The sequence below is a fragment of the Roseobacter sp. MED193 genome (assembly GCF_000152965.1).
In the GTDB taxonomy this organism is placed as follows: Bacteria; Pseudomonadota; Alphaproteobacteria; order Rhodobacterales; family Rhodobacteraceae; genus Pseudophaeobacter.
In genome coordinates, this window is the sequence record NZ_AANB01000013.1 from 81,148 (window position 1) to 107,676 (window position 26,529).

Annotated in this window: 25 protein-coding genes and 2 pseudogenes; 24 read left to right on the plus strand and 3 right to left on the minus strand. The window is 56.5% G+C overall.

Features of this window, described 5'->3' with window-relative positions; all coding sequences use genetic code 11:
* Positions 1–69: 69 nt before the first annotated feature.
* The 19 genes and pseudogenes from MED193_RS02330 to MED193_RS02425 all read left to right on the plus strand — a co-directional run bounded on the left by MED193_RS02330 (position 70) and on the right by MED193_RS02425 (position 19,298).
* On the plus strand, positions 70–1,704 hold the full coding sequence (locus MED193_RS02330; protein WP_009808024.1) for a Mu transposase C-terminal domain-containing protein: 1,635 nt from the start codon (positions 70–72) through the stop codon (positions 1,702–1,704).
* A gap of 1 nt (position 1,705) precedes the next feature.
* Positions 1,706–2,587 carry a TniB family NTP-binding protein gene (locus tag MED193_RS02335; protein ID WP_009808025.1) on the plus strand — a complete coding sequence of 294 codons (882 nt, stop codon included), beginning with the start codon at positions 1,706–1,708 and terminating at the stop codon, positions 2,585–2,587.
* On the plus strand, positions 2,584–3,375 hold the full coding sequence (locus tag MED193_RS02340; RefSeq protein ID WP_009808026.1) for a TniQ family protein: 792 nt from the start codon (positions 2,584–2,586) through the stop codon (positions 3,373–3,375). Before MED193_RS02335 ends, MED193_RS02340 begins: the two co-directional genes overlap by 4 nt.
* A 55-nt stretch (positions 3,376–3,430) precedes the next feature.
* Positions 3,431–3,904: pseudogene (locus tag MED193_RS02345) on the plus strand (class I adenylate-forming enzyme family protein); the annotation flags it as partial.
* A gap of 15 nt (positions 3,905–3,919) precedes the next feature.
* On the plus strand, positions 3,920–5,104 hold the full coding sequence (locus tag MED193_RS02350; RefSeq protein WP_009808028.1) for a lipid-transfer protein: 1,185 nt from the start codon (positions 3,920–3,922) through the stop codon (positions 5,102–5,104).
* Entirely contained in the window at positions 5,101–5,916 is an 816-nt protein-coding gene (locus tag MED193_RS02355; protein WP_229678646.1) for an SDR family NAD(P)-dependent oxidoreductase, read from the plus strand. The genes MED193_RS02350 and MED193_RS02355 overlap by 4 nt, the downstream gene beginning before the upstream one ends.
* Positions 5,917–6,127: 211 nt before the next feature.
* Positions 6,128–6,916 (plus strand): enoyl-CoA hydratase/isomerase family protein, encoded by a 789-nt coding sequence (locus tag MED193_RS02360; RefSeq protein ID WP_009808030.1) that lies wholly within the window; start codon positions 6,128–6,130, stop codon positions 6,914–6,916.
* A gap of 12 nt (positions 6,917–6,928) precedes the next feature.
* A complete protein-coding gene (locus MED193_RS02365; protein ID WP_009808031.1) occupies positions 6,929–8,167 on the plus strand; it encodes a thiolase family protein in 1,239 nt (412 codons plus the stop codon).
* A 9-nt stretch (positions 8,168–8,176) separates the two neighbouring features.
* Positions 8,177–9,313 (plus strand): acyl-CoA dehydrogenase family protein, encoded by a 1,137-nt coding sequence (locus tag MED193_RS02370; protein ID WP_009808032.1) that lies wholly within the window; start codon positions 8,177–8,179, stop codon positions 9,311–9,313.
* 8 nt (positions 9,314–9,321) lie between these two features.
* Positions 9,322–10,095 carry an SDR family NAD(P)-dependent oxidoreductase gene (locus MED193_RS02375; RefSeq protein ID WP_009808033.1) on the plus strand — a complete coding sequence of 258 codons (774 nt, stop codon included), beginning with the start codon at positions 9,322–9,324 and terminating at the stop codon, positions 10,093–10,095.
* A 4-nt stretch (positions 10,096–10,099) separates the two neighbouring features.
* Positions 10,100–11,215 carry a CaiB/BaiF CoA-transferase family protein gene (locus MED193_RS02380; RefSeq protein ID WP_009808034.1) on the plus strand — a complete coding sequence of 372 codons (1,116 nt, stop codon included), beginning with the start codon at positions 10,100–10,102 and terminating at the stop codon, positions 11,213–11,215.
* Positions 11,212–12,093 carry a branched-chain amino acid ABC transporter permease gene (locus tag MED193_RS02385; RefSeq protein WP_009808035.1) on the plus strand — a complete coding sequence of 294 codons (882 nt, stop codon included), beginning with the start codon at positions 11,212–11,214 and terminating at the stop codon, positions 12,091–12,093. The genes MED193_RS02380 and MED193_RS02385 overlap by 4 nt, the downstream gene beginning before the upstream one ends.
* Positions 12,094–12,096: 3 nt before the next feature.
* The gene (locus MED193_RS02390; protein WP_009808036.1) at positions 12,097–13,176 is read left to right on the plus strand and encodes a branched-chain amino acid ABC transporter permease; all 1,080 of its coding nucleotides are present in this window, start codon (positions 12,097–12,099) and stop codon (positions 13,174–13,176) included.
* The gene (locus MED193_RS02395; protein ID WP_009808037.1) at positions 13,173–13,940 is read left to right on the plus strand and encodes an ABC transporter ATP-binding protein; all 768 of its coding nucleotides are present in this window, start codon (positions 13,173–13,175) and stop codon (positions 13,938–13,940) included. Before MED193_RS02390 ends, MED193_RS02395 begins: the two co-directional genes overlap by 4 nt.
* A complete protein-coding gene (locus tag MED193_RS02400; RefSeq protein ID WP_009808038.1) occupies positions 13,937–14,707 on the plus strand; it encodes an ABC transporter ATP-binding protein in 771 nt (256 codons plus the stop codon). The genes MED193_RS02395 and MED193_RS02400 overlap by 4 nt, the downstream gene beginning before the upstream one ends.
* On the plus strand, positions 14,704–16,551 hold the full coding sequence (locus MED193_RS02405) for a long-chain fatty acid--CoA ligase (RefSeq protein WP_009808039.1): 1,848 nt from the start codon (positions 14,704–14,706) through the stop codon (positions 16,549–16,551). The genes MED193_RS02400 and MED193_RS02405 overlap by 4 nt, the downstream gene beginning before the upstream one ends.
* 20 nt (positions 16,552–16,571) lie before the next feature.
* The gene (locus MED193_RS02410; protein WP_039965744.1) at positions 16,572–17,735 is read left to right on the plus strand and encodes an ABC transporter substrate-binding protein; all 1,164 of its coding nucleotides are present in this window, start codon (positions 16,572–16,574) and stop codon (positions 17,733–17,735) included.
* Positions 17,736–17,796: 61 nt separating this feature from the next.
* Positions 17,797–18,417, plus strand: coding sequence for a TetR/AcrR family transcriptional regulator (locus MED193_RS02415; protein ID WP_074647008.1), 621 nt, complete (start codon positions 17,797–17,799; stop codon positions 18,415–18,417).
* Positions 18,418–18,602: 185 nt separating this feature from the next.
* On the plus strand, positions 18,603–19,298 hold the full coding sequence (locus MED193_RS02425; RefSeq protein WP_009808043.1) for a hypothetical protein: 696 nt from the start codon (positions 18,603–18,605) through the stop codon (positions 19,296–19,298).
* A 320-nt stretch (positions 19,299–19,618) separates the two neighbouring features.
* Here MED193_RS02425 and MED193_RS02430 read toward each other — a convergent pair whose 3' ends face one another.
* The 3 genes from MED193_RS02430 to MED193_RS02440 are packed head-to-tail and all read right to left on the minus strand — an operon-like array spanning position 19,619 to position 22,180.
* Entirely contained in the window at positions 19,619–20,836 is a 1,218-nt protein-coding gene (locus MED193_RS02430; protein WP_009808044.1) for an MFS transporter, read from the minus strand.
* Between the two features lie 57 nt (positions 20,837–20,893).
* Complete coding sequence (locus MED193_RS02435; RefSeq protein ID WP_009808045.1) at positions 20,894–21,679, minus strand: enoyl-CoA hydratase/isomerase family protein; 786 nt, start codon at positions 21,677–21,679, stop codon at positions 20,894–20,896.
* 21 nt (positions 21,680–21,700) lie between these two features.
* Positions 21,701–22,180 (minus strand): helix-turn-helix domain-containing protein, encoded by a 480-nt coding sequence (locus tag MED193_RS02440; RefSeq protein WP_009808046.1) that lies wholly within the window; start codon positions 22,178–22,180, stop codon positions 21,701–21,703.
* A 92-nt stretch (positions 22,181–22,272) separates the two neighbouring features.
* On the opposite strand from MED193_RS02440, the gene MED193_RS02445 reads away from it, so the two are divergent.
* The 5 genes and pseudogenes from MED193_RS02445 (at position 22,273) to MED193_RS02465 (ending at position 26,421) form a co-directional block, all read left to right on the plus strand.
* Positions 22,273–22,875 carry a glutathione S-transferase family protein gene (locus MED193_RS02445; RefSeq protein ID WP_009808047.1) on the plus strand — a complete coding sequence of 201 codons (603 nt, stop codon included), beginning with the start codon at positions 22,273–22,275 and terminating at the stop codon, positions 22,873–22,875.
* A gap of 9 nt (positions 22,876–22,884) precedes the next feature.
* Positions 22,885–23,622: an SDR family oxidoreductase gene (locus tag MED193_RS02450; protein ID WP_009808048.1), complete on the plus strand. Its 738-nt coding sequence runs from the start codon at positions 22,885–22,887 to the stop codon at positions 23,620–23,622.
* Between the two features lie 64 nt (positions 23,623–23,686).
* The gene (locus MED193_RS02455) at positions 23,687–24,601 is read left to right on the plus strand and encodes an AEC family transporter (RefSeq protein ID WP_009808049.1); all 915 of its coding nucleotides are present in this window, start codon (positions 23,687–23,689) and stop codon (positions 24,599–24,601) included.
* 147 nt (positions 24,602–24,748) lie between these two features.
* Positions 24,749–25,051: pseudogene (locus tag MED193_RS02460) on the plus strand (GFA family protein); the annotation flags it as partial.
* Positions 25,052–25,503: 452 nt separating this feature from the next.
* On the plus strand, positions 25,504–26,421 hold the full coding sequence (locus MED193_RS02465) for a DMT family transporter (RefSeq protein WP_009808051.1): 918 nt from the start codon (positions 25,504–25,506) through the stop codon (positions 26,419–26,421).
* Positions 26,422–26,529: the final 108 nt, after the last annotated feature.

Genomic DNA, 26,529 nt, shown 5'->3' on the forward strand with positions numbered 1-26,529 from the left:
TGTCTTTAATTCCGATATTTTTGCCCTTAAACCTGAGACAGGGTTCACAGGTTTTTGCGGCAAATGTCGATGGAAAATGATGACGAAGAGTCAGTTGCCCTTGGTGCTGAAGAGGTGCGCAGGGCGGCCGTTCTGCGTCCGCTTGTTCAGGCATATCTCAAAGGAACTGGCAGTCTGGAAAGTGGCATCAATGACGCCGTTTGGGAGCTTGGTGTCAGCAGGGCTACGGTCTGGCGCTGGATAAAGCGTCTGGCCGAAGAGGGTGGACGCACCAGCGCGCTGGCTTCTCGGAAACGGGGCCGCCCGACTGGTACAACCTTGATATCCGGCGAGGTGGAAGCGGTGATCGAAGAACATCTTCGCCGTTATTTCTTACGGCGGGAACGTCCAAGCCTGTCGCGCGTCGTGACAGAAATCCGCAGCGCGTGCTGGCAGCAGGGCTTGCAACCGCCGACGCGTCGGACGGTTCAGCGCAGGCTGGATGCAATGGACGCCCGCGAAATTGCCAAGGCACGCGAAGGCGCAAAGGCGGCCCGCCAGAAATTTGCGACAGTCGTAGGCGAAAACAAGGCAAACCAGCCACTGGAGGTCGTGCAAATCGACCATACGCCTGCAGACATCATCCTCGTCGACAGTTTTGAACGCCAACCAATTGGGCGGCCTTGGGTCACGCTGGCGATCGACGTCGCAACGCGGATGGTGACCGGATATTACACCTCTCTCGAGGCACCTTCGCGTCTGTCAGTGGCGCTTTGCCTGACACAGGCGGTGGCCCCCAAGGCGGAACTTCTGGCGGCATTGGCGTGCAATGTTCCTTGGCCCGCGCAGGGTAAACCGCATAGCATCCACGTCGATAACGGGCGCGATTTCCGGTCGCATGCCTTTCGGTTGGCATGTGCGGAATGGGGGATCGATCTGGTCTATCGGCCGCCAGGCAGTCCTCATTTCGGAGGGCACATCGAACGATTGATCGGCACGATGATGGGGGCCGTGCACCTGTTGCCTGGAACAACGCAATCCTCGGTCGTGGCCAAGGGCGACTATGACGCCGAGGGCATGGCCACGATGACCTTAAGCGACTTCGATCGCTGGTTTGCTCTGGAAATCTGCCGCTACAACAACAGCATTCATTCAAGTCTTGGCTGTACGCCCGTCGCCAAATGGGAGGCGCTCTCAGCGGAAATGATGGGAGACATCCCCTTCGAGATGGAAGCCTTTCGGGTGAGCTTCCTGCCAAGCGAACTGCGTAAGGTCAGGCGTGACGGCATCCATCTGTTCCAGATACGGTACTGGTCGGATGCTCTTGCAGGCCACATTGGGCGCGGCGATGGGAAGGTGGTCGTTCGCTACGACCCTCGCGATATCTCAATGATCTGGGTCGAATTGGACGATGGCCGATATGTTGAGGCGCGTTACAGAAACTTGGAAATTCCGCCCGTGCCGCTCTGGGAATATCGCGAAGCCATGAGGAAGGCCCGTGCCCTTGGCAAATCCGGGTCCAATGAGCTGGTCCTGGCTGAGCTGATCCGACAGCAACGCCAGATCGAGTTTGAAAGTCGGGGCCTAACGAAGGCCGAACGCCGATCCCGTGAAAGAAAAGGGACATTGGAGGGCACCAACTCGGCTGTCTCGAAAACCGAAAGGCTGCGCCCGATCGACACGGGTGATACATCGCGCCCATTGTTCAAAGTGGAGAGATGGTGAATTGAGGGCAGGGACAACAGAGGAAGACGGTCGGATCGCCCTCATTCAATCGGATATCTGGATTGGCTTTCCGCGGGCCGAACAAGTTCTGGACCGTTTGCAGGGTATGATCGAAGCGCCAAGGCAAACCCGTATGCCTGGCCTTCTTGTGCATGGCGCGTCCGGGATCGGCAAGACGATGATCGCCCGTAACTTGTCGCGCAGATACGCACCGGAATTTGACCCAACTTCGGGAATTACGCGAACGCCGCTGTTGCTGTTACAAGCACCACCAGCTCCCGACGAACGGCGGTTCTATCTGCACATCCTGGCGACCGTCGGGGCACCGGCCACGGCACTGAGCGCGCGCGCTCAAAATGTGGCCTCCCTCGAAGTCCGTGTTGTTGCGCTTTTGCGCGACCTTGGCCTGCGGATGATCATGATCGACGAGGTCCACAACCTCTTGGCCGGGACCCACCGCGAACAGCGCCGCTTTCTCAATGTTCTTCGTTATCTCAGCAATGAGCTCGAGGTGTCACTGGTCTGTCTTGGGGTAAGCGAGGCCGTCGATGCCATCCGTGGTGATATCCAGCTTGCCCGACGGCTGGACGAACATCACCTGCCAAACTGGCGCGATGATGCCGAGTTCTCGGACATGATCCAGACCCTTATTGCTGCCATGCCACTGGAAAAGAAGTCCAACCTGAAGGTCAAGTCACTCAAGCAGATACTTGCACTGACCGGTGGGGTGACCTCGCGCATTTTCGCCCTGATCAAGGATCTTTCCATCGACGCCATTGTAACAGGTGATGAATGCATCACCGATGACGCAATCGTAAAATGGACGCCGGTTTGGTCGCGCCATGCGAACCCCCATCGGCGGCTCGAGAAGTCCGGGGTGTGAAGCCGCACCCGCTGCCCAAGACTGTCGCGCCGCTGCCAGACGAGTTGTTGTCAGGTTGGTTGTCTCGGCTGGCGGCGGCCAACTACTGTGATGATGCGGAACTGCTGGCCCATATCGAAATCGATACAACTCATGGCACGTCCTTGGACTTCAACATCGACGCGGCAGCGGCGGCGAAGATTGCCAACGCCGCACGGATTGACCCAGATGTTGTGCGATCTTTGACCTTCCCAGCAATGGCGACACGAGAAGCCTCGCTGACGGCCCAGATACCATTCCAGCATTGCCTGCAATGCTCCAGAGAGGGCCTTTCGCTCAAGCATTGGAGGCGAGCCTGGGCATTCGACTGCCAGGTTTGTGGGACGAGACTTGTGCCGACGCTCGGCAAGGCCAGTGGCGAACAGATGCCCGAAAAGCTGATAAATCGTGCGCGCAACGGCGCCGCGCGGCTTGAATACGCCGCGCGATTACGCAGCTCCAAGCAACTTCGGCGCGCAATGCGCGCGGTCACCTTTGCCATATCATTAAAGGCCTTCCGCGGAGATCCGTTACACGCTCTTCAGGGCCACAGGCTGGAAGTAAGGCTGTTTTGCCTTGCTGCAATTGATGCAGCCCAATCCCGTCCACTGGTCAAAGCGGCCATCTCAAGCTCCGGCATCGACGACTATGCAAGGGTTGCTCTATTGCGCGCCTTCGATAAGGAGCCACGTCTGCTTGCCGCGGTCGATTACATCGCCCGGCAGCGCGCGAAAAGCATAGGCGCGATGGCAGTGGAATCTCATAATTAAGGGCAAAAAATATCCCCGAACGCGTCGTGTCTCAGATTTAAGGGCAACGCGACACGAAGTGATCGTCAGTGGCGATGTGGTGATGGCGGGATACTGGGGCAATGAAACGGCAACGGCGTCAGCCTTGCGGGACGGCTGGCTCCATACCGGCGACATTGGCAGCGTGGACGCCCACGGTTTCCTGACGCTCAAGGACCGGTCCAAGGACGTGATCATTTCTGGCGGGTCAAATATTTATCCGCGCGAGGTCGAAGAGGTGCTGCTGCGTCATTCCGGCGTGGTCGAAACTAATGTTGTTGGCCGCGAGGAGGCCGAATGGGGCGAGGAAGTCATCGCGTTTGTCGTGGCAGAGCCGGGCGTGACCGCACAGGCGCTGGACCGTTTTTGTCTGGATAACATAGCGCGGTTCAAGCGACCCAAGGCCTATTGCTTTGTTCTCGAACTGCCCAAAAGCAGCTACGGCAAAATACTTAAGACAGAGTTGCGCCAGATGCTGACCGACCCCGATACACAATTCGAAAAACCATAAAAAAGGAGACCCAAAATGACTGCCATTATTGCCGGTGTCGGCATGATCCCTTTTGCAAAACCGGGCGCATCGGCACCTTACGACGAGATGGGCGAGGTGGCGATCCGTCTTGCACTGGATGACGCCGGTATCGCGTTCGAAGACGTGCAACAGGCCTATGCCAGCTATGTTTACGGCGACAGCACAAGCGGGCAGCGTGTGATTTACCGCGTGGGCATGACGGGCATCCCGATTATCAACGTGAACAACAATTGTTCGAGCGGTTCAACAGCGCTTTTCCTCGCACGGCAGGCTGTCGAAAGCGGTGTGGCAGAATGTGTGCTGGCGGTGGGTTTTGAACAGATGGCCCCCGGTGCGTTGGGTGTTGTCTTTCCCGATCGCCCGTCACCGCTGGCGGAATTTGATGCCGCCACGGACCGGCTGATAGGGGACGTCGATCTGCCGATGACGCTTCGGTATTTCGGCGGTGCGGGCAAGGCGCATATGGAACGATTTGGTACGAAGATGGAGACATTCGCCAAAATTCGGGCCAAGGCTAGCCGCCATGCCGCGAACAACCCACTCTCGGTTTTCCGCAAGGAGATGACCACGCAGGATGTAATGGGTGCGCAGGTGATCTGGCCCGGTGTAATGACACGGCCAATGGCTTGTCCGCCCACCTGCGGCGCTGCGGCGGCGCTTGTGGTGTCCAAAGGGTTCGCTGAAAAAATGGGCCTTGATACAACTGTACAAATCCGCGCGCAGGCAATGACAACGGATAAACTGCTGGACCCTGAAACCGGCGACATGATCGAAGTGGTTGGCGCCAGGCTGAGCCGTGATGCCGCGCGCATGGTCTATGAAAAGGCGGGCGTGGGTCCTGACGATATCGACGTGATCGAATTGCATGACTGTTTCGCGCAGAACGAATTGATTTCCTACGAGGCCCTGGGGCTATGTGCCGAAGGTGATGGCGAAAAGTTGGTCGATGATGGCGACAACACCTTTGGCGGGAAATACGTCACGAACCCGTCTGGTGGTCTGCTGTCAAAGGGGCATCCACTGGGTGCTACGGGGCTGGCACAGTGTTTTGAGTTGACCAACCAACTGCGTGGAAAGGCAGAGAACCGGCAGGTCGATAATGCGCGGCTTGCCCTCCAGCATAACGTTGGGCTGGGCGGTGCGGCGGTTGTTACACTTTATGAAAGGATTACAGCATGACAAAACCACCAATGAGAGATCGTGACGATTTCGGCGTGGCACTTGTCACCGGTGCAGGTTCTGGCATCGGACAGGGGATTGCTTTGCGGCTGGCGGAGTTGGGCGCGAGGGTTGTTGTCACTGATATTGCCGAAACAGGCATAGCCGATACGGTCAAGCAGATCGAAGCGGCAGGTGGTACAGCGCTTGGGCAAAAGCTTGATGTGTCGGATCCGGCATCGGTGAATGCGGCATTTGACGAGACGGAACGCTGGGACAAATGCGTGGATGTGCTGGTGAACAATGCGGGTATCGTCGGGATTAATCCGTTCCTCGATTTTCCTTTGGAAGACTGGAACCGCGTTATGGCTATCAACCTGACAGGCAGCATGTTGTGCGCGCAACTTGCTGCGCGTGAAATGGTTCGTCAGCGATATGGCAGGATCATCAATATCACGTCGGTCAGCGGCATCCGCGCAGGGGTCGGGCGCACGGCTTACGGCACGTCCAAGGCGGCCTTGGTGGGGCTGACACGCCAGATTGCGCTTGAAGTTGCGGCGCATGGCGTCACGGCAAACGCGATTGCACCGGGCGCCATTACAACTCCGCTCACCGAAAGCACCTATACCGAAGAAACGGTTGCGCGCCTGTTGCCGATGATTCCGGCGGGTTACATGGCCGACCCTGCGGATATCGCGGCGGCAGTTGCCTATCTGGGCTCGCCTGATGCGCGATATGTGAACGGTGAAACACTGGTCGTTGATGGTGGATATGTCTGTGGCGGCATGATGCAGACTGGCTCGCTGGATCTGGGCACAAAAAGTTCGTCCTGAACACAAGGTGTCGCGCGGCGAGGCATTTTTTCATGTCGCGCGCATCATCGGGGAACGCACTATCTTGATGTCGCCGGATTGCTGATTCTCCGATCAAATCGGACGGGAGAAACCGACAACCTACAAGCCTATGTAACCTAACGTAAATTAGTTCTTGATTTGATTATATATTTTTGATTACTTACTGGTAAGTAAATAGAAAGACGCACGCATGACTCAAGCGAATGTACTGGTCGAATACCGTGGTCCGGTTGCGTGGCTGACGTTGAACAGGGCCAACAGTCTTAATGCACTTTCTGTCGACCTCATTGGGGAACTGCGCGCCGCGATAAGAGAGATCGCTGTGGCAAAACAGGTGCGCGCAATTGTGCTGACGGCTGCGGGGCGTGCGTTTTGCGCCGGTGCCAATCTGAAGGAAGTCCTCGCTGGTCTGGATGATGCCGATACGCAAAAGGGTGATTTTCTTGACGCTATCGGCGCGACGTTTCAAGCGCTGCGTGATTTGCCGAAACCGGTGATCGGCGGGCTGAATGGCATTACCGTTGCGGGCGGGCTGGAACTCGCGATGTGTTGCGATGTGCTGATTGCGGGCGAGAGCGCCAGAATTGGCGATGCTCATTCGAATTTTGGTGTGTTCCCTGGCGCAGGCGGCGCTGCTGTCTTGCCGTGCCGGATCGGACTCGCAAACGCGAAATACCTCTTGTTTTCGGGCCAAAGTCTACCAGCGCGCGAATTGATGCGCATGGGGCTGGTGCAGGAAGTGGTTGGTGATGACGCGCTTGAAGCGCGGCTGCACGAGTTCAGCCAGTTGCTGGCGACCAAAAGCCCGCTGGTCCTGTCGCAGATGAAGCGGGTAGCCAATGCATCCATCGAAATGACGCAGGTGGAGGCGCTGAAACAGGAACTTGCCGTGCTGCGCGAACATCTGAAATCCAACGATGCGGCCGAAGGACTTGCCGCATTCGGTGAAAAACGAAAGCCGGTTTTCACCGGCACATGAGCGGAGATTGAAATGACAAAAATTTACATTGCCGGGGTCGCGATGACCAAAATGGGACGCCTCGACGGGGCAACGGTAAAGTCGCTGACCTGCGAGGCTGTCGATGGCGCGATGGCGGACGCCGGCATTGGCAAGGATGACATTCAGGCTGCCTACTACGCGAACACAACACAGCGACATCTTGAGGCGCAGTTGATGATCCCGGGCCAGATCACCCTGCGCGAGATGGGATTTGAGGGCATCCCGATGGTAAACGTCGAAAATGCATGTGCCAGCGGGTCAACCGCGTTGAACCTTGCGGCTCAATTTCTCAAAGCAGGCGAGGGTGACGTGGCTTTGGCCGTTGGGGCCGAAAAAATGTGGACAGGTGACAAAGCTAAGATGTTCAGCTTTTTCGATGGCGCGTGGGATGTGTCCACCGTTGAGGAAAATACCGAAAAACTGATGGCGCTGGGCAAAGGCATCGACGTGCCGAATGACACCACTTCGGACAAGCCGTTTTCAGTCTTTATGGCGATTTACGGAGCGTTCGGGCTGGCGCATATGCGCACGTTCGGCACGACCCAAAAACAGATTGCTGCGATTGCAGCAAAGAACCACATGCATTCGGTTGAAAATGAAAAGGCGCAATTCCGCGCGCCTTATACCGTTGACGAAATATTAAGCGCACCACCGATCACTTATCCTTTGACCCTGCCAATGTGCGCCCCGATGAGCGATGGCGGTGCCGCTGCGGTTCTGATGACCGAGGCCGGATTGAAAAAGTTCGGGATCAGCCGGGATCGTGCCATCGAAGTGCGCGCCAGCGTGATCCAGACCGGATCAAACCGCGCGCCGGAGGATTATGAGAACCACCTGACCGCGATTGCGGCACGGCGGGCATATGAAATCGCCGGTATCGGTCCCCAAGACGTATCAGTTGCCGAAGTGCATGACGCAACAGCGGTGGGTGAGTTGATCCAGATCGAAAACCTTGGGCTGTTCCCATTTGGCGAAGGGGGTGCTGCATCCGAGCGCGGTGACACCTCCATCGGCGGGCGGGTGCCGGTGAACCCGTCGGGCGGGCTGGAATGCAAAGGCCACCCGATTGGCGCGACTGGGTTGGGCCAGGTTTACGAACTGGTATCGCAACTGCGCGGTGAATGTGGACCTAGACAGGTCGAAGGTGCGCGGATCGCCATCGCGGAAAATGGCGGCGGTTTGATCGGTATCGAAGAGGCCGTGGCCTCCATCCTTATTCTCGGGCGCTAGGAGCGAAAGATGTTCAAAACCGAAGAGCAGATAATGGCTTGCGATTCCTTGCGCCGGTTTCTGGATGACCAGATCGAACCGGAATACCTGAAGGTTAAGGATGCGCCGTTCGAAAAAGAAGTCATTCAGGGTTTCATGACGCGACTTGCCGAGTTCGGTCTGACATCGGCCCCGCATCCCGAAGAAGCGGGCGGTATGGGGCTGGATTGGACCACCCACCTGATGCTGTTCGAAGAGGTTGGTGTTACGGCAATAGATATCGCGCTGCCCATTCTGATCAACGTGGTGGCAGGTGAGATTCTGCTGAAGCTCGGGTCTGATGAGATTCGCAAAAAATATATCGGTCCGTTGCTTGCCGGTGAAATTACCGCGTCGATGGGCATATCGGAACCAAATGTCGGGTCCGATGTGGCCGCTGTCAAAACCCGAGCGCGGCGGGACGGCGATGACTGGGTGATCAATGGCGAAAAGACCTGGATCACCAATGGTCGCTTTTCGGATTTCCTGATATGCACCTGCGCCACCGATGAGGGCCTGACCCATATTCTAGTGGATCGCAAAGAGCATGGCTATGAAACCCGCGACATCAAAAAAATGGGTCTGAACGCACAATCCACGGCACAGATCTTTCTTGATGACGTGCGTGTGCCGATTGCAAACACGATAGGCGAGGTCGGCCGCGGCTTGCAGCAAACGCTTGTGGTGTTTGAACGGGCGCGCGTTCACATGGCCATGTGGGGAATCTCCCTGGCACGGCGCGCGTTGGAAGAGTCGATCAGATATGCGCAGGAACGCAACCAGCACGGCAAGCAGATAGCGGGTCACCAGCTCATCGCAGACAAGATCGCCGTAATGGCCACAGAGATTGATGCTGCGCGGCTTTTGACCCTCCGTGCCGCTGGCATGATCGACCGCGGCGAACGCTGCGACAAGGAATGTGCCATGGCCAAATGGTACGGCACGGAAATCGCAGTGAACGCAACGCGCCAAGCAGTGCAGATCCACGGTGGCAATGGTGTCACCACCGATTTTATCGTCGAACGGCTGGCGCGCGAGGCCATTATCGGGCCGATCCCGGACGGGACTACAGAAATACAAAAATTGCTGATCGCACGGACGCTTACCGGCGTGCAGGCATTCAAATAGGAGCGGTCATGGAAATCGAAGGCAAGACAATCATCGTCACCGGCGGGGCATCGGGTCTTGGCGCGGCGACGGCGAAATATCTGCGAGCACGCGGTGCCAAGATTGGTATTTTCGATATGTCGCAGGGCGCTGGCGATGCGCTGGTCAAGGAACTGGGTGCTTCAAACGCAATGTTCTGCAACGTCGATGTGACCGACGATGAAGGCGTGGACGCGGCAGTTGACGCCGTGGTTTCAAAATTCGGTGCGCTGCATGGGTGCATCAACTGCGCCGGGGTCGTCAGCCCGATGAAAGTGATCGACCGTGACGGCAAGGCCGCGTCGCTCGACACATTCCGCCGCACGGTTGATATCAATCTTGTCGGCACATTCAACGTAATGAGCAAAGCTGTTCAGCGGATGTTGTTGAATGAACCCGAAAACGGCGAAGAGCGCGGTGTTGTTGTCAACGTCTCCTCTGGTGCTGCGATGGAAGGGCAAATCGGCCAGCCGGCTTATTCGTCGTCAAAGGCGGGGGTGATGGGCCTTAACCTGCCTGCCGCGCGCGAACTGGGTGCCAAGGGCATTCGCGTCAACGCGATTGCACCCGGCCTGTTCGGCACGCCGATGGTCATGTCGCTGCCCGACAACGTGATCGCAAACCTCGAAGCCTCTGTCGAAGCGCCCAAGCGTGTCGGCCGGATGGAAGAATTCGCTCATTGCTGCGCCTTTCTGATCGAGAATTCATATATGAACGGCGAAACCGTGCGGCTTGATGCTGCCACGCGCCTGCAGGCGAGATAGGGCGATGCTGCAACGCTCAGGTCCCCTCAAAGGTGTACGCATTGTTGAAATGGCAGGTCTTGGCCCTGCGCCGTTTGCTGCGATGCATCTGGCTGATCTGGGCGCTGAAGTGGTGCGCATCGCGCGGCCCGGTCAGAAATTTCCGTTGCCGATTGATGCGAAATACAATCTGTTCAACCGCTCGCGCCGCAGCCTGACACTTGACCTGACAAAGGCCAGAGATGTCGACCGGCTCTGGCAGTTGATCGAACGTGCCGAGGTGCTGATCGAAGGGTTCAGGCCGGGCAAAATGGAAAAGCTGGGATTTGGTCCGGAACAGGTGCAGGCGCGCAATCCGGCCTTGGTCTATGGCCGATTGACCGGATGGGGACAGGAAGGGCCGCTGGCACATGCAGCGGGCCACGACATGAATTATGCCGCCATAACCGGTGCGGTTTGGGGTTTGGGCGATGCGGACCGCCCGCCACCTGCACCGATGAACCTGATCGCGGATCAGGGCGGCGGCGCGATGATGCTGAACGTTGGTATCCTTGCAGCCCTGACTCATGCGCGCGCCACGGGGCAGGGGCAGGTGGTCGATACGGCCATGACGGACGGGGTTAACCTGCTGATGACCATGCAGCACGGGTTGGTCGCATGTGGCGCTTGGTCTGATAAACGGTCTGGCGATTTTATCAACGGCGGCGTTGCGTGGTATCGTTGTTACGAAACGGGCGATGGCAAATATGTGTCCGTTGGATGTCTCGAACCGCAATTTTTTGCCGAACTTCTGGCACTTCTGGGCCTCACAGACGATCCGCGCTTTGCCGATCAATACGCACCCACCGCGCAGGCCAGTATGATGGACGCGCTTACGGAGATTTTCCTGACTGCGACCCAACAGGAATGGTGCGATATTCTGGAAGGCAGCGACGCGTGTTTCGCACCTGTGGTTTCTCTGGCTGACGCATCGGATCATGCGCATAATCGCGCCCGGGGCAGCTTTGTCACAGTAGGTGGCATCGAGATGCCGACGCCCGCACCGCGATTCTCGCGAACACAACCCGACACACCGACGACCGGAGATGCGGGAGAAATCAGCCTTGATGAAATCCTTGAACACTGGGGGAACAACGCATGACTGCCTTGTCTTTTGCCGATGCGATGCAGCTTTTTGTGGTCGGCCTGTCACAAGGGTGCCTTTATAGCCTGATCGCGATTGGTCTGGTGCTTGTGTATAAGGCGACTGAGCAGGTGAATTTTGCCCAAGGCGAATTCATGATGCTGGGGGCATTTGTCGGGTATCAGTTCATCGTGCTGATGGGGATGCCCTACTGGCTGGGTGCGATGTTGACATTGGTCTTCATGGGCGCATTCGGCTACGGCGTCGAAGCGCTTGTGGTGCGGCGCCTGACGGGCCAGCCGGTGTTCACTGTCTTTATCCTGACGCTGGCATTGGGTATCGCGCTCAGGGCGGTTGCAGGGATAATTTGGGGGTTTGGCAACTATTCGTTGCCTGCTCCGGTTGATGGCAATCTTACACTGGGCCCAGTGATCATTTCTTGGGCCAGCGTGTTGTCGATTGTTGTCACCGCGGTTGTCGCCAGCGCGCTGTACCTGTTTTTCCGTTACGCTCGGCAGGGTGTCGCCATGCAGGCGTTGTCCCTGAACCAGTTAGCAGCGTTCTACATGGGTATTCCTGTGAAACGGCTGACATCCTCGATCTGGGCAATGTCCGCGATCTTTGGCGGGATTGCCGGACTGCTCCTGGGGCCAATGACGTTGGTTTCGACGCAGATGGGTTTTATCGGGTTCAAGGCATTTGCAGGGGCAATTGTCGGTGGTTTCGGCTCCATCCCCGGTGCGGTGATCGGTTGCTTGCTGATCGGTGTGACGGAACCGTTTTTCGATATCATGTTCCCGACCCTCAAAGGAATTGGTGCCTACTTGATCATGTTCCTTGTGCTGTTGATCCGTCCGCAAGGCCTGCTGGCCCAAATTTATGCAAAGAAGGTCTAAGCCATGCGCGTAATTTTTCGCAAATCCTATGTTCAGGACATCCAGCTTTTCCGCGACCGTGGACAGGCATTCTGGTATCTGCTGTTTGCCGCGATCGCACTGGCCGCGCCGCTGTTTCTGGACGGCTATTTTCTGGATGAACTCTCATTCGTATTCATCTATGCTATCGCGGGTCTCGGGCTAATGGTGCTGACCGGATTTTCCGGGCAGGTGAGTTTCGGACAGGCGGCGTTTGTCGCAATCGGTGCCTACACTCACACGATCCTGCTGACCCGTTACAGCGTGCCGTGGCTTTTGTCGCTGCCGATAGCGGCGTTGGTGGCTGGGCTGGTCGGGTTGGCCGTCGGACGGATCTGCGGAAAGATGCACGGGCTGTATCTGGCGATTGCCACGCTTTCGATTGCGATTGTGACCGAACGGCTCATCGGTGGTGCGGGCGATTTCACAGGCGGTCATCGTGGCCTTTCGGTGCCGGAAATCAATATTCTCGGGCTGGCCATCGACGAAAGCTGGAAAGTTTATCTGCTGAATTTTGTCATCTTCGTGGGTTGTATCCTGATCGTTCGCAACCTGACACGCACAAGGTCGGGTCGCGCCATGATTGCGATCCGCGACTCCGAAGTGTCGGCGCGGGCGTTGGGAACCAATGTGGCCTTCTTCAAGGCATATGCGTTCTTCATCTCGGCAGTTTTTGCGGGCCTCGCGGGCGGGCTGCTGGCGCACGCCTTCTTCTACATCACGCCGGAAACCTTCGGAATGGGGGAATCCATCCGTCTGCTGTTGATGATCGTCGTCGGCGGGATCGGAACCATCCACGGCGCGGTTTTTGGGGCGTTCTTTATCGTGCTGCTGCCAACCGTGTTGAGCTGGGTCAAGATCGTGCTGCCCAGTGCAGTCGCCACGTCCGGCGGTTTCGATAGTCTTGCATTCGGTCTGATCCTGCTGGGGTTCATCCTGTTCGAACCTGACGGACTTTATGGACGCTGGACCAAGATCCATCACTATTTCAACGTGTTCCCGATGTACAAGAAGCGCAGTTTCCAGCGTCAGAAGACATTCCTCAAAACGGAGCGTTTAAGATGAACGGGTTGGAGATAGATAACGTATCGCTTTCCTTTGGTGGTTTGAAAGCGGTGGATGGCTTGAGCTTTTCAGTTGAACCGGGGTCGGTGTTCACCATCATTGGCCCCAATGGCGCGGGCAAAAGCACGGTGTTCAACCTCATCTGCCGGATTTACGATCCGTCGCAAGGCGACATCCGGTTCAACGGCAAAAGCCTGCGAAAAGCGAAATCCCATGAGGTAATCAACCACGGCATTGCGCGGACGTTCCAGAATATCGAACTGTTCGAACATGCGTCATTGCTTGATAACTTGCTGATCGGGCGCATCCGTCACGGCAAATTCGGGCCTCTGAGTGAGCTGTTTTTTACCCGTTCGCAGATGCGTCAGGAACTGGCCCACCGCCGCAAAGCCGAAGAAATAATCGAGTTTCTTGATCTCGAAGGCTACCGTCATGCACGGGTTGCGGATTTGCCGTATGGCGTGCGCAAAAAGACCGAAATGGCCCGCGCGTTGGTGTCGGAGCCAAAGATCCTGTTGCTGGACGAACCGTCAAGCGGACTGACCAGCGAGGAAACCGACGATACTGCTTTTGTGATTGAAGATATCCGCGAGGTCCTGGGTGTCACCGTTGTTATGATCGAACACGACATGAAACTGGTGAACAAAGTTTCGGACATGGTGCTGGCCATCAACGAAGGCCGGTTTCTTGCAAGCGGCAGCGCATCCGAAGTTCAAAGCGATCCCGATGTTCAGGCGGCATATCTGGGAGGGCAGGCAGCATGACCGAGGTACTGCGCGCCAGCAACGTCGAAACGATGTATGGCAGGGTGATGGCCATTCGCGGCATCAGCCTGACGGTCAAGGAAGGGTCGGTCGTTACGGTCATGGGCTCCAATGGGGCGGGCAAAACGACGATTTTGAAAACCATCTCCGGCGCGCTTGATCCGTTCAAGGGGCAGGTGGAATTTGAAGGGCGCGATATCACCGCGCTTGACCCAGATGTCATCGCGCGCGTCGGCATCGCCCATTCACCCGAAGGGCGCGAAGTGTTTTCCCTCTTGTCGGTCAAGGACAACCTGATGATGGGTGCCTATTGCCGCAAGGATCGCGATGAAGTGGCGCGTGACTTGGAAAAGGTGCTGGGCTGGTTTCCCGTGCTGCGCACCTTTCTGGAAAAGCAGGCGATCTATCTATCTGGCGGGCAACAACAGATGTTGGCTTTGGGTCGCGCGTTTATGCAGCGTCCGCGCGTGATGTTGCTGGACGAGCCGTCGCTGGGCCTGTCACCGCTCCTGATTTCCGAGATTTTCCAGATCATCAAACGGATCAACGTCGAAGAAGGCGTGACCATGTTGCTGGTTGAACAGAACGCCAGTGTTGCGCTGCCGGCCGCCGATTTCGGGTACGTCCTTGAAACCGGCCGGATCGTTATGGAAGGTGAACGCGACGTTCTCATGAAAAGTGCTGACATTCGCGAATTCTACCTTGGCATCAAAGCAGAAAGTGCGCGCGGCGACCGCCGCTGGAAAGCAAGAAAGACGTGGCGATGAACACAATGCAAGACCAATCCACCGCAGGATGGACGCCGCCGCCGGTCCAGATTGACGGCTGTGACACGTTCTCCAAACTGTTCCGGCAGAACTGCAAGAAGTTCGGCAACAAAATCGCAATCCGCGAAAAGGATTTCGGCATCTGGAAAGAATTCAGCTGGCTGGACTATTACGCATCCGCGCGCAGGGTCGGGTGTTCACTTATGGCGTTGGGCTACCGTGAAGGTGACGTGGCCGCGATCATTAGTGAAGACAACAAGGAGTGGGTGTTTGCCGACCTTGGCATCCAGTGCATCGGGGCCACGACTCACGGGCTATATCCTACTTTGCAGGAAAAGCAAGTTGCCTATCAGTTGAACGATAGCGGAGCGAAGGTGCTATTCGTTGAGGATGAAGAGCAGCTAGATAAGTATCTGGGTGTGGAGGACCAGCTTGATCATCTCGAAAAAGTTATCGTATTTGATATGGAAGGGTTGCGCAGTTTCCAGCATGACAAAGTCATAGGCTGGGAAGAATTTCTCGCACTGTCGGACGCTAAAATCGAAGAACTGAGCGTTGAATTTGAGCGCCGCGTTGATGCGGGCGATCCCGAAGATATCGCAACGCTGATCTATACGTCCGGCACAACCGGTGCTCCCAAAGGTGCCGCGATGTCGCACCGCTTCTTTCTAGCGCAATCGGATAATTACCCCGAATTGCCGCTCGGACCGGGCGATGAAGTTTTGACGTTCCTGCCGCTGTGTCACGCGGCCGAACGGATCCTGTCTGTCTGCGTGCCGATCCGTCACGGCATAACCATCAACATCGCGGAAAGCGGCGATACATTTGCCGCTGACATTCAGGAAGTCGCGCCAACATTCATCTTTGCGGTGCCGCGCGTGTGGGAAAAATTCTATTCCCGTATCAATTTTGTGATGAATGATGCCACCGCATTTGGCCGGTTTGCCTATGACCAAGCCCTGAAAACGGCTGGACGCAGGGAGGCATTGATTGCTGCGGGAAAATCTGTGCCGACGATGCTTAGGCTTAGGCATAAGGTGCTGGACTTTCTGGTGCTTCGAAATATCAGGGTCGAACTGGGACTGGCGCGCGCGCATACGATCGTATCGGGTGCGGCACCGATTTCAGCCCGACTGCTCAGCTGGTTCAATGCCCTTGGGGTGACAGTACAAGAGGCATATGGCCAGACCGAAACCGGCATTGTGACTGCAACCATACCGGGCAGATCACCGATCGGTTCCATCGGCCGGGCAATGCGCAATGTCGAAGCGAAACTGGCCGATGACGGTGAAATCCTCATTCGCTCATCCAGCAATTTTTCGGGTTATCTGAACCAGCCTGAAAAGACGGCGGAAACCGTGGTCGATGGCTGGGTCTATACGGGTGATGTTGGGACGATGGATGCCAATGGTGACCTAACTATTCTGGACCGCAAGAAGGACATCATCATCACCGCAGGCGGCAAGAACATTACGCCTTCGCAGTTGGAAAACGAGCTCAAATTCTCGCCCTATATTTCTGATGCGGTGATCATCGGGGACAAGCGCAAATACCTGAGCGTGCTGATCATGATCGACCACGAAAACGTTGAAAAATACGCGCAGGAAAAGCGTATCCCGTTTTCCAACTACAAATCCCTGTGCGCAAACACCCAAATCCAGGACTTGATCGAAGGCGAGGTGGAACAGGCGAACAGCGGTTTCGCGCCGGTCGAGCAGGTAAAGAAATTCCGGCTGATCGACGTACTTTTGACAGCCGAAGACGACGAGCTGACTCCGACGATGAAGCTTAAGCGCAACGAGATCGAGCGCAAATACAAAGACCTGATCGAAACGATGTATTGAAACACCAAAGGGAGAGACCAATGAAGAAACTAGCAACAGCACTTGCGTTTACCGCAATGACAGCCACCGGCGCGATGGCCGAGGGGCTGCAGGGCGTGACCGACGACATGATCACGCTTGGCACCTATACGGACCTAAGCGGGCCGTTGGCAGTCTGGGGTGTGCCCGAGGCGAATGGCCTGCGCATGCGCGTGGACGAGATCAATGCGGCGGGCGGCATTCACGGTCGCCAGCTTGAGATTATAATCGAGGACACGCAATATCAGGTGCCCCGCGCGATTCAGGTTGCAAACAAACTGATGCGCCGCGACCAGATTTTTGCGATGGTTGGCGCGCTTGGCACACCGATGAACCTAGCGATCATGCCGCAACAAATTGAAGCGGGAATTCCCAACATGTTCCCGATGTCGGCCGAGGTCGAGATGTATGAACCATTGGATCCGATGAAATACGCATTTTTTCGCAGCTATACAGACCAGTTTCGCGCGGGCGTTGCATACTTCAAGGAAAATGGTGATTTCTCAACACCCTGCATTGCGCAACTCGCAAATGAAGCTGGTGAATCAATGGCGCTTGGCGTCACGCAGCAATTGGCAGAGTATGACATGAAAGTCGCGGCCAAAACGGAGCATTCGGCAACCGAATCCGATATGCTCTCGTCTGTAACCACATTGAAAAACGCCGGTTGCGATATCGTGTTTCTGGCGGGTGGGGTGCGCGATACAATTCTAGTTGTTGCAACATCTAAAAAGCTTGGTTTTGAACCGACTTTCGTGACTGGAATGGTGTCCTATATGGATGCAGTTGCGACTGCCGCTGATGGCGCGATGGATGGTCTATATCTGGTATCGCCTTTTGTTTTTGCGAACGCAGGAGACTCCGAAGGGGAAGCAAAACGTATCCTGGAGAGTTACAGCGAAATTTACGGTGAAAAGATGGCCCCACAAGCGCAGCTTGGTTACGTTTTCATCGACCTGATTGCCGTGGCGCTCGAAGCTGCTGGTCGCGATCTGACGACCGAAGGATTTCTGGCCGCAACCGAAGCGATCACTAGCTATGTTGATCCGATCGGCGGCCAGTCGGTCAGCTTTGGCCCGGAAGACCATCAGGGCATCGAAAGTCTGATTATGGCAAAAGTCGAAGACGGTAAATGGACTATTGCGGCCCGCGGGCTCGACTACTAATCTGTCAGTGATAAATGCGGGCGGTGCTTCGGTTCCGCCCGTTGGTTTTGAAAGAGTAGCTTTGACTAGAATCCATTGGCACAAAAAAACCAAAGATGCCAAAGGCCAGCAAAAGCTGAAACGGCGGGCCATGCTCAATCTGGCCGCGCATTCGTTTTCAACAGTCGGATACAAACAGACATCGATGGATGACATCGCAGCGGCACTCGCAGTCACCAAGCCCGCGCTTTATTATTACGCCAAAAACAAAGAAGATATCCTGATGCAATGCGCCCGCATCTCGCTGGAGCGGGTCGAGCTATGCTTCACATCGGCAAAGGAAGTTCAGGGTAACGGGCTTGATCGTATCCGCGTATTCTTTAGAGTCTATGCGAACATGGTTGTGAGCGAATTCGGCTCTGCCTTGATGCGCGAAGCGCGGCGCAATCTGACCGGAGAAAATCAGAAGAATTTGCGTCAGACAATGATAGACGGTCAGAATTTTCTTGAAAGTATTATCGCAGAAGGGATCAAAGACGGTTCTATCCGCGATTGCGACTCAAAGCGCCTCGCACATGTGCTTTTTTCGGCCTTCAACCAGATGCCGATCTGGTATAATCCGAAAGGGCCGCTTAACCCAGAGAGTATTGCAGATGAAATGCTGGAACTAATCATCCATGGCGTGGGTGCGAAGAATACTTGATTCTAAATTTGTTGCCTATTCAAACAGCGCCGATTTTATTAAAGATTTAACATAAGATGGACTCTCGGATTTTTGAAGGAGCACTTTCATAATTAACATAAACTTCATTATGCGTAGTTATACTTAGTATTGCGATAGTATATTATCGTATGTATGCTGAACTCCTCTCCCGGAGGTTTCGCAGCATGCACCATCTAATCAAGAAGCTTCTCCCCTCGGTCGCTGTCGCTTTGACTGTGACAGGTTTTACGCTGCCGGCACCCGCCCGCGCGCAGACATACCCGATTGACTGCGCGATCCTCTTGTGCCTGTCTGGCGGCTGGCCTGCATCCGTCCCGTGCGCCCGGGCTCGCGCCGAATTCATCAGGCGGATCACGCCCTGGCCAGTGGAACCGCCGCTGCAAATCTGGCGCTGTCCCATGGGCGCCTCCTATGAGAACGATCGGCCATCAAACAACGCTGGCCGCATCTTTGAAGCCTTGTACCAGGCGGACAACCGTCGACCGCTCCAATCCTTGCCAGTCGACGATCTCGTGCCCACCGACGAGGCACTCCGGCGCGTTCAGGACCGCGCAGACATCGATATCAGCGGACCTGAGTTCAATTTCGTGCGTTCCATCCGCGTCTTCGATGTACGGTATGCACGACAGCACGAGTCCGGGCGCGATGGTGACTGCAACCGAAGCGCGACCGTGGTTCTCGGCACCTATGGGACCCAAGGCGATTTCTCATGGCAGCGATCTTCCATAACTGCCCTGCCCGAGGCGCATGTGGGACTTGAACGTTGGGGCCAGAATTGCCCGGGTATCTATCACCGATCTGTCTTCGTCGATTGGCGTGACTATGAGGGCAACTACGGCTTCGAACAGGTGAACTACTAGCGCTGACAAAGACAGCGGCACTATCAAACTGCGGAAATTTGAGCGTGCTAAGTTACTCAAATACCAGCCGTTCGCTGCTGTCTGTGGTAAGGTCCGGAGGGCGGACTTTCCCGACATTGATGCTTGGGCATGTTGCTGACGCAGCATCGCTTCGCGGGTGCGGTACGCACGTCGCTGCGTTGCAGCCAAAGTCGCAAAATCGGTCATTTAAAGCCCCGCCGAGCCACAAATTTCAAACCGTGCTTTCGCCGCAGACGGTTCCAACGCTTCAGTCGCGGGACGAGGCAGTTTCTGAGTCTGTCTACCTTTCGGATCACGCATCACCCCCTCGCTTCAGCCCGCGCAAGTGGACCCGGCTCTTCGCGAATGGGGAGGTGGATCAAAGCGGCCAACAGGCCCAGCACCACAGCAGCCCACCACATCAGCGTGTAGTCTTGTGCAACGTCATAGATGCGACCACCAAGCCAAGCACCGATGAAACTGCCAGTTTGGTGACTGAAGAAAACAAGACCCGCCAAGGTTGAGAAGAACTTCAATCCTTGGGTCTGCGCCACCAGTCCCATCGTCAACGGCACGGTTGAAAGCCAAAGCAGGCCCATTACGGCCGAGAACACCAGAACACTGACCTCTGTGACCGGCACAAGAACAAACAGCGAGATCACCACGGCGCGCGCAAAGTAGATGCCGCTAAGAACGGCTTTCTTTGACAAATGCTGGCCCGACCATCCCGCGAAGAACGACCCGGCGATGTTAAACAGGCCGATCAATGCCAGCGACCAGGCCCCAATAGATGCGGCAAGGCCAAGATCCATGACATAGGCGGGCAAATGGGTTTGGATGAACGCCACGTGAAACCCGCAAACGAAAAAGCCGAAGAACAGGCAAAGATAACTCCGGTCGGTGAAGGCAACCGACAAGGCGTGGCCGAAATCGCTCGCGCTTGACCCAGATGCGGTTGGCTTCGCCACGCGCGCGATGAAGATCAGGAAAGGCAGGATGAGTGCAAAACTGCATCCGATCACGATCAGAGCGGTTTGCCATCCGATTGTGCCAATCATCGTTGTTGCCGTGGGTGCCGCGACAAACATCCCAAGCGAGGCCGCTGCGGTCCCCAGACCCAAGATGAAACTTCTACGTTCCGCACTGACAATCTTGCCCAGGGCGCCGATCACGATTGGAAACGAGGCCGCCCCAGTGCCTGCCCCAACGAAAATGCCGGTCAGGACAAATGCCGTCGGATCGGTCGTCATCCCACGCAGGGCAAATCCGATACCTGCGCATATTGCGCCAAAGGCGAGAACCCGCGCCGTTCCAAACCTGTCTGCAACCGCCCCGGCAATGGGTTGGGCAAATCCCCAAGTGAGAAGTTGGACAGCGACGGAAAGAGAGAATACCTCTCGACCCCAGCCAAGGTCCTGAGACATGGGGGTCAGAAAAACGCCAAAGGTGGCGGCAAATCCAAATCCCAGAAAGGCCACCATACACCCAGCCAAAATGGCCGCCCGAAGGCCTGGTGTCTTTTCTTCATCCGTCTTCATTACTGCCCCCTATCGATGTTTGAAACTTTGCCCGATACGCTGTCGCTGAAGACCGGATCACTTCCCCTCGAACCGGGGCGTTTCCTTGGCCAGAAAAGCCGCGATCCCGGCAGGACCATCCGCTGTGCGCATCATGTCGGCGATAGAGCGCGTCTCGCGATCCAGCTGGGTTTCCAAGCCATCTGAAAATGCCGTGTCCAGAAGTCTTTTCACACCGCCAAAAGCCTTGGTCGGCCCGCTGGCGATGCATTGCGCCATTGCTCGGGCTTCGTCCATCACGGTCTCTGTCGGGACCACCTTGTTGACCAGGCCCCAGGCCTGAGCCTCGTCAGCTGTCAGGACGCGATTTGTCAGCATCAGCTCTTTTGCTCGCAGCAACCCGACGTGTTTCGCAAGGTAGTAGGTCGATGATCCGTCCGGTGTCAGCCCGGAGGACGTGTAGGCCGAGACAAACTTGGCCCTTTCGGACGCGATGACATAGTCACCGGATAGCACTAAGGAGAACCCACCACCGCCTGCGGTTCCGTTCACAGCCATGATGACAGGTGCGTCGATCCGGGCGAGCCGGATCAACCCTGCATGCAGCACCGTTGCCATTCGGGTCAGATGCGCGTGTTTGTCGGGTGCGGCATCCATTTCAGCTAAATCACCGCCACCGCAAAACATCTTACCATTGGAGGTAACGATCACGGCGCGCACGTCGGGCGCACCGCAACGCACGCCAATGTCAAACAACTCTTCGGCCATGCGCGCGTTCAGTGCGTTGGCCGGGCTGTCTTCGCGGTCCAAGGTGATTGTCGCGATGCCGCCCGTGATCTCAAGACGTAATGTTTCATAGTCCATATGTTTGACCTTTGGCAGATTTCAGGGCGCACGCCTTTCGGCCTGTCGTTCCAATTCAAAAGTGTGCGAAAGCTGAGCTTCGGCGTCGTGGGCCTCTATGCGCTCGCCGCAATCTGGGCAGGTCATGTGGGGCCTGACAACCTTGCCGCAAGCCTTGTGCGTGATCTGCACAGGGGTGTCATCCGTGCCCAACCAGCGATCGCCCCATTGCTTTAACGCGATGATCACCGCCCACAGGTCGCGCCCCTTTTCCGTCAGGCGGTAATCGTGCCGTGGCGGGCGTTCTGAATATGGCGCGCGGCGGATCACCCCTTCCGCTTCCAGCTTCTTTAGACGTTGCGCCAAAAGGTGAGACGACATGCCTGTGAGGCGCAGGAAATCGTCAAAGCGTCGAGTCCCAAGGAACATTTCCCGCACAATCAGAAGCGTCCATTCATCGCCGACTTGCGCAACGGCGCGCGCGATGGTGCAGGTGTGCGACGGAAGGTCAGAGCGGCTCATCAACAGTCACTTCTTTTTTTAAATTGACTAACTTCAAAAGTTGAAGTCTCCTGCTTGTCAACAAGTCCCGTCGCATATTCGAGAGGCCTCAAATGAAAGTCTACTTTGCCCCCCAGTCACGCGCCGTGCGCACGGTTTGGCTGCTCGAAGAAATGGGTCAGCCTTATGAGCTGGTGAAATTCACATTGGGCCAGAAAGAAATGCGCGGTCCGGACTACACGGCGATCAATCCTAATGGCCGGGTGCCCACACTGGTTGATGGCGATATCACGATCAGCGAAAGCACCGCAATTGCACAGTATCTGGCGGCCAAATATGCACCCAACTTGGCTGCTGCACCTGACGCCCAGAACTTTGCCGAATACCTGCAATGGCTGCACTATGCCGAGGGCATGATCATGCCACCGATCAACAACTATGTGGTCGAAACCATCCTGCTTCCCCCCGAACGGCGCAATGATGAGATCGCCGCGCGCGCGCTCAAGCTTTTGAACCGCACGCTCGCGGCGGTCGAGCATCATATGGAAGGGCGTGACTTTCTCGCCGGGGATTTCACGATTGCGGATACCATCACCGGACACGCAGTCGTCATGTCGCGTCGCCTTGGTGCGGCGTTCGAAAACCTGCCGAACCTCTTAGCCTACGCGGATCGACTAGAGGCCCGCTCCGCCTTCCAGACGGCAGAAGCAGCATAGAGTAACGATATGACCGCAAAGCCCATCTGTCTGATCATCGGTGCCGGAGACTACATCGGTGCTGCCATTGCCAGGCGTTTTGCCAAAGGTGGGTTTCATGTTGTGATGGGTCGCCGACGGGGGGAAATGTTTGCCCCCCTGGTCGCCGAAATTGAGGCCGCGGGCGGCAGCGCCCAAGGGTTCAGCTGGGATGCCCGCAAGGAAGAAACCACGACCGAGATGTTCGCGCATGTCGAGGCTGAGATCGGGCCGATAGAGATCTGCATTTTCAATGTCGGCGGCAATGTGCGGTTTCCCATTCTAGACACAACCGAACGTGTCTTTCGCAAAGTTTGGGAAATGTGTGCCTACGCTGCGTTTCTTTCGGGGCGTGAAGCTGCAAAATACATGGTGGAACGGCAGAAAGGCTCGATCTTTTTCACCGGGGCAACGGCCTCCGTGCGCGGCAGTGCGGGATATGCCGCGTTCGCCTCAGGCAAATTCGCGCTGCGGGGACTTGCCCAATCCATGGCGCGCGAGTTGGGCCCCAAAAACATCCATGTCGCGCACTTGGTCATTGATGCGGGCGTCGACACCGCATTTGTGCGCGACCGGGTCCGACAATCGGGCAAAGATCCCGATACCCTGCCCCCGGACACGCTAATGAACCCAGACAGCATTGCCGAAGCCTATTGGACCCTGCACCACCAAACGCGCGACGGCTGGACCCACGAGATGGATATCCGCCCCTTCGCCGAAACATGGTGACAGCCGACAGCCTGCACGGTTCCAGACAGGCCGGTCCTCCAACAGACAAGCAGAAAGAGACGCCATGCTCGACCAATTGCTGAACGGCGTGCTGCCGGTGTTTGGGATTGGCGCGCTTGGCTACGTGTTTGGCCTACGCGGCACTTTCGATTTCAACATGGCGATGGCCCTGAACAAATTTGTGATGTTTGTCGCAATGCCCGCACTGGGGTTTCAATTGCTGGCCAATGCCCCATTGGCAGAGTTCGACTTTGCCATGCTGGGTGGGTATTTCGTCACCGAAATGGTGATGTATGCGGTCGGATTTCTGATCGCTCGGCTGGTCTTCAAGACCGATGTTATGGAGGCCGCCCTTCTAGGTCTGGCCATCGCCCTGACCAACCACATCCTCTTCGTTCTACCGATTGCGGTCACCCTATTCGGAGAGACCGCCGCAACGCCGATTGTCGCGATCATTTCCATGGACGGAATCCTGATTTTCAGCTGTTCTTTGATCCTGATGGACGTTCTGTCCACCAAGGGGGCCTCTCTTGGGCACACGTTGGGAAAGATCGCGCGAAATCCACCGCTGGTTGCCATGGTACTTGGCCTAGTGATCGGACTGTTGGGCGTCTCGGTACCCACAGGCTTTGATATCTTCGCGGATTTCTTGGGCGCAACAGCCTCGCCTGTGCTGTTGTTCGCGCTTGGCGTTATTCTGAGCCAGAAGGCCAGCGGCGCGCGCGCCATGTTGCCAGTGGCCATTGCGGGTGTGAAGCTGGTGGTTCACCCATTGCTGGCCTGGGCCATCTTTGCCGGGGTGTTGCAACTGACGCCCGAGGTACGCAACCCAGCCATGATGGTGGCCGCCGCCCCCTGCGGGGCCATGTGCTTCATGCTCGCGCTAAACTATGGTGTGCGGGTTGACGCCATCGCACGCGCTATTCTCTATTCGTCGATAGGGTCTTTGATCACAATCACGGTGGCAGCGTCACTCTGATGCGAGAAACAATGGCCAGCGCAGCAAGGAGTAACGATGACAGATAGCTTTACAGGCGGCTGTGCCTGCGGTGCAATCCGCTACCGCTCAACAGGTCCTGCGCGATACATGGGCAACTGCCATTGCCGCCATTGACAGCAAGCAACAGGGGGCGCTTATTTCCCGGCGGTTCTGGTCAAACAATCCGACTTTACGATTGAAACGGGCGAGCCAAGCTGGTTCGACCGCCCCGCTGATCGCGGACATGCCATGCGCCGAGGGTTCTGTGCGACATGCGGCTCGCCCTTGTTTCTGATCAATGGCGCTGGCGAGGGTGCGATCGTGATCTATGCCGGCAGTCTGGACGATCCGAGTTGGTACACCCCAAGTCGCGATATCTTTGTCAAAAGTGCACAGCCTTGGGACGTTATGGATCCGACCCTGCCTAAGTCCCAGGCGATGCCCGGATAGGAAGCTATGCCGCGAAGGCTTTCTGAAGCAGATAGCTCCGAACAAGCCCCGGGAGCATTCGGATTTCCTTGTTGCGGACCCGCGCCATTTGCGAATTGCGCATTTGATATCATTGATATTGGGTCGCAGGTTGAGAGTAGACAACCGTTTCAGAGTCCCGAAGTTGGACTGACCCAATGCATAAAGGCTGGACATGTCCGGAACTGGCTCTTTTGACACCTTCGCTGCGCAGATCGCCAACGGCTGGTTCAGGATGGACCGACCTTCGCTGCGCCGTGCGTGAACTTACATAGTGCGGGACGAAGTACCAATTCGCGGCGTTGGCAGAAGGTGCTGGTCAGAGGCCATTCCTTGGCATCTATGTACCACGAACAGTTTCGGTGTCGCAAAAGGAAGGCTAATGCGACAGCCATATCGCTAGCAATGAGACAGAAATGTGTTTCGGAGACCAAATGACTGTCATGAGTCAACCGTCAAACAGCACGGACGGGCATCGGTTTGGTGTCCTGTTTGTCTTTGCCGCTGGCGTGCTTTGGTCGACCGTCGGGCTTGGAATACGGCTGATCGAAGACGCGGTTGTGTGGCAGATATTGCTTTACCGTTCGGCCAGCCTGTCAGTTCTGCTCTACGTTTTTATTCGCATGCGGTCCGGAGAAAGCCCCTTTGCCCAGATTCGCCGCACTGGCTTTCCAGCGGCGATTGCGGGGCTGTCGCTGGTGGCTGCCTATTCCGGCGGGATATATGCGATTCAGGCGACATCCGTGGCAAATGCCATGCTGCTTTTTGCTACGGCGCCTTTCATGGCGGCAGTTCTGGGGTGGATCGTCTTGCGTGAACGTGTACGCCCTGCCACCTGGGTGGCCATAGCCGTTGCCATTGCCGGTATCGCGATCATGGTCGCAGATAAATCTGGAGGCGTTGCCTTGAAGGGCAGTCTGGCGGCCTTGGGGTCCGCCTTTGGATTTGCGGTCTTCACTGTGTCGCTGCGGTGGGGGAAATCGGGTGAAATGCTGCCGTCGGTGTTTCTGTCCGGATTGTTCGGCATCATCGTGACGTCAGGCATATGCCTGTTTTTGGATTTGTCCCTGGTGTTGTCGGTCCGGGATGGCGGCATTGCCATGGGCATGGGGGTGTTTCAGGTCGGCGCAGGGTTGATCCTGTATACACTGGGGTCTCGCAGCCTTCCTGCAGCGGAGCTTGCGCTGTTGTCACTGGCTGAGGTTCTGCTTGGCCCGTTATGGGTCTGGTTGTTCATCGGCGAAACCGCCACGCTAAACACACTGACAGGCGGCGCAGTTTTGCTTGCGGCGATCGCCGGAAACGCTCTGTCAGGCAAGCGACGTAGGCCGCCGCCGATCACGTTACCTTAGGGGATTGGGAACAACCTATTCCTGATGGATCTGCCGTGGGTCGGTGCGTTGCATCAGTGATCAGATCCACTTGCGCGTGATGATTGTTGCACTTGGGGTTCCGCTGTA

Coding starts and splice junctions, on each gene's coding strand:
- MED193_RS02330 (WP_009808024.1), top strand. CDS start 70: ATGGAAAATGATGACGAAGAGTCAGTTGCCCTTGGTGCTGAAGAGGTG.
- MED193_RS02350 (WP_009808028.1), top strand. CDS start 3,920: ATGACTGCCATTATTGCCGGTGTCGGCATGATCCCTTTTGCAAAACCG.
- MED193_RS02355 (WP_229678646.1), top strand. CDS start 5,101: ATGACAAAACCACCAATGAGAGATCGTGACGATTTCGGCGTGGCACTT.
- MED193_RS02360 (WP_009808030.1), top strand. CDS start 6,128: ATGACTCAAGCGAATGTACTGGTCGAATACCGTGGTCCGGTTGCGTGG.
- MED193_RS02365 (WP_009808031.1), top strand. CDS start 6,929: ATGACAAAAATTTACATTGCCGGGGTCGCGATGACCAAAATGGGACGC.
- MED193_RS02370 (WP_009808032.1), top strand. CDS start 8,177: ATGTTCAAAACCGAAGAGCAGATAATGGCTTGCGATTCCTTGCGCCGG.
- MED193_RS02375 (WP_009808033.1), top strand. CDS start 9,322: ATGGAAATCGAAGGCAAGACAATCATCGTCACCGGCGGGGCATCGGGT.
- MED193_RS02380 (WP_009808034.1), top strand. CDS start 10,100: ATGCTGCAACGCTCAGGTCCCCTCAAAGGTGTACGCATTGTTGAAATG.
- MED193_RS02385 (WP_009808035.1), top strand. CDS start 11,212: ATGACTGCCTTGTCTTTTGCCGATGCGATGCAGCTTTTTGTGGTCGGC.
- MED193_RS02390 (WP_009808036.1), top strand. CDS start 12,097: ATGCGCGTAATTTTTCGCAAATCCTATGTTCAGGACATCCAGCTTTTC.
- MED193_RS02395 (WP_009808037.1), top strand. CDS start 13,173: ATGAACGGGTTGGAGATAGATAACGTATCGCTTTCCTTTGGTGGTTTG.
- MED193_RS02400 (WP_009808038.1), top strand. CDS start 13,937: ATGACCGAGGTACTGCGCGCCAGCAACGTCGAAACGATGTATGGCAGG.
- MED193_RS02405 (WP_009808039.1), top strand. CDS start 14,704: ATGAACACAATGCAAGACCAATCCACCGCAGGATGGACGCCGCCGCCG.
- MED193_RS02410 (WP_039965744.1), top strand. CDS start 16,572: ATGAAGAAACTAGCAACAGCACTTGCGTTTACCGCAATGACAGCCACC.
- MED193_RS02425 (WP_009808043.1), top strand. CDS start 18,603: ATGCACCATCTAATCAAGAAGCTTCTCCCCTCGGTCGCTGTCGCTTTG.
- MED193_RS02430 (WP_009808044.1), bottom strand. CDS start 20,836: ATGAAGACGGATGAAGAAAAGACACCAGGCCTTCGGGCGGCCATTTTG.
- MED193_RS02435 (WP_009808045.1), bottom strand. CDS start 21,679: ATGGACTATGAAACATTACGTCTTGAGATCACGGGCGGCATCGCGACA.
- MED193_RS02440 (WP_009808046.1), bottom strand. CDS start 22,180: ATGAGCCGCTCTGACCTTCCGTCGCACACCTGCACCATCGCGCGCGCC.
- MED193_RS02445 (WP_009808047.1), top strand. CDS start 22,273: ATGAAAGTCTACTTTGCCCCCCAGTCACGCGCCGTGCGCACGGTTTGG.
- MED193_RS02450 (WP_009808048.1), top strand. CDS start 22,885: ATGACCGCAAAGCCCATCTGTCTGATCATCGGTGCCGGAGACTACATC.
- MED193_RS02455 (WP_009808049.1), top strand. CDS start 23,687: ATGCTCGACCAATTGCTGAACGGCGTGCTGCCGGTGTTTGGGATTGGC.
- MED193_RS02465 (WP_009808051.1), top strand. CDS start 25,504: ATGACTGTCATGAGTCAACCGTCAAACAGCACGGACGGGCATCGGTTT.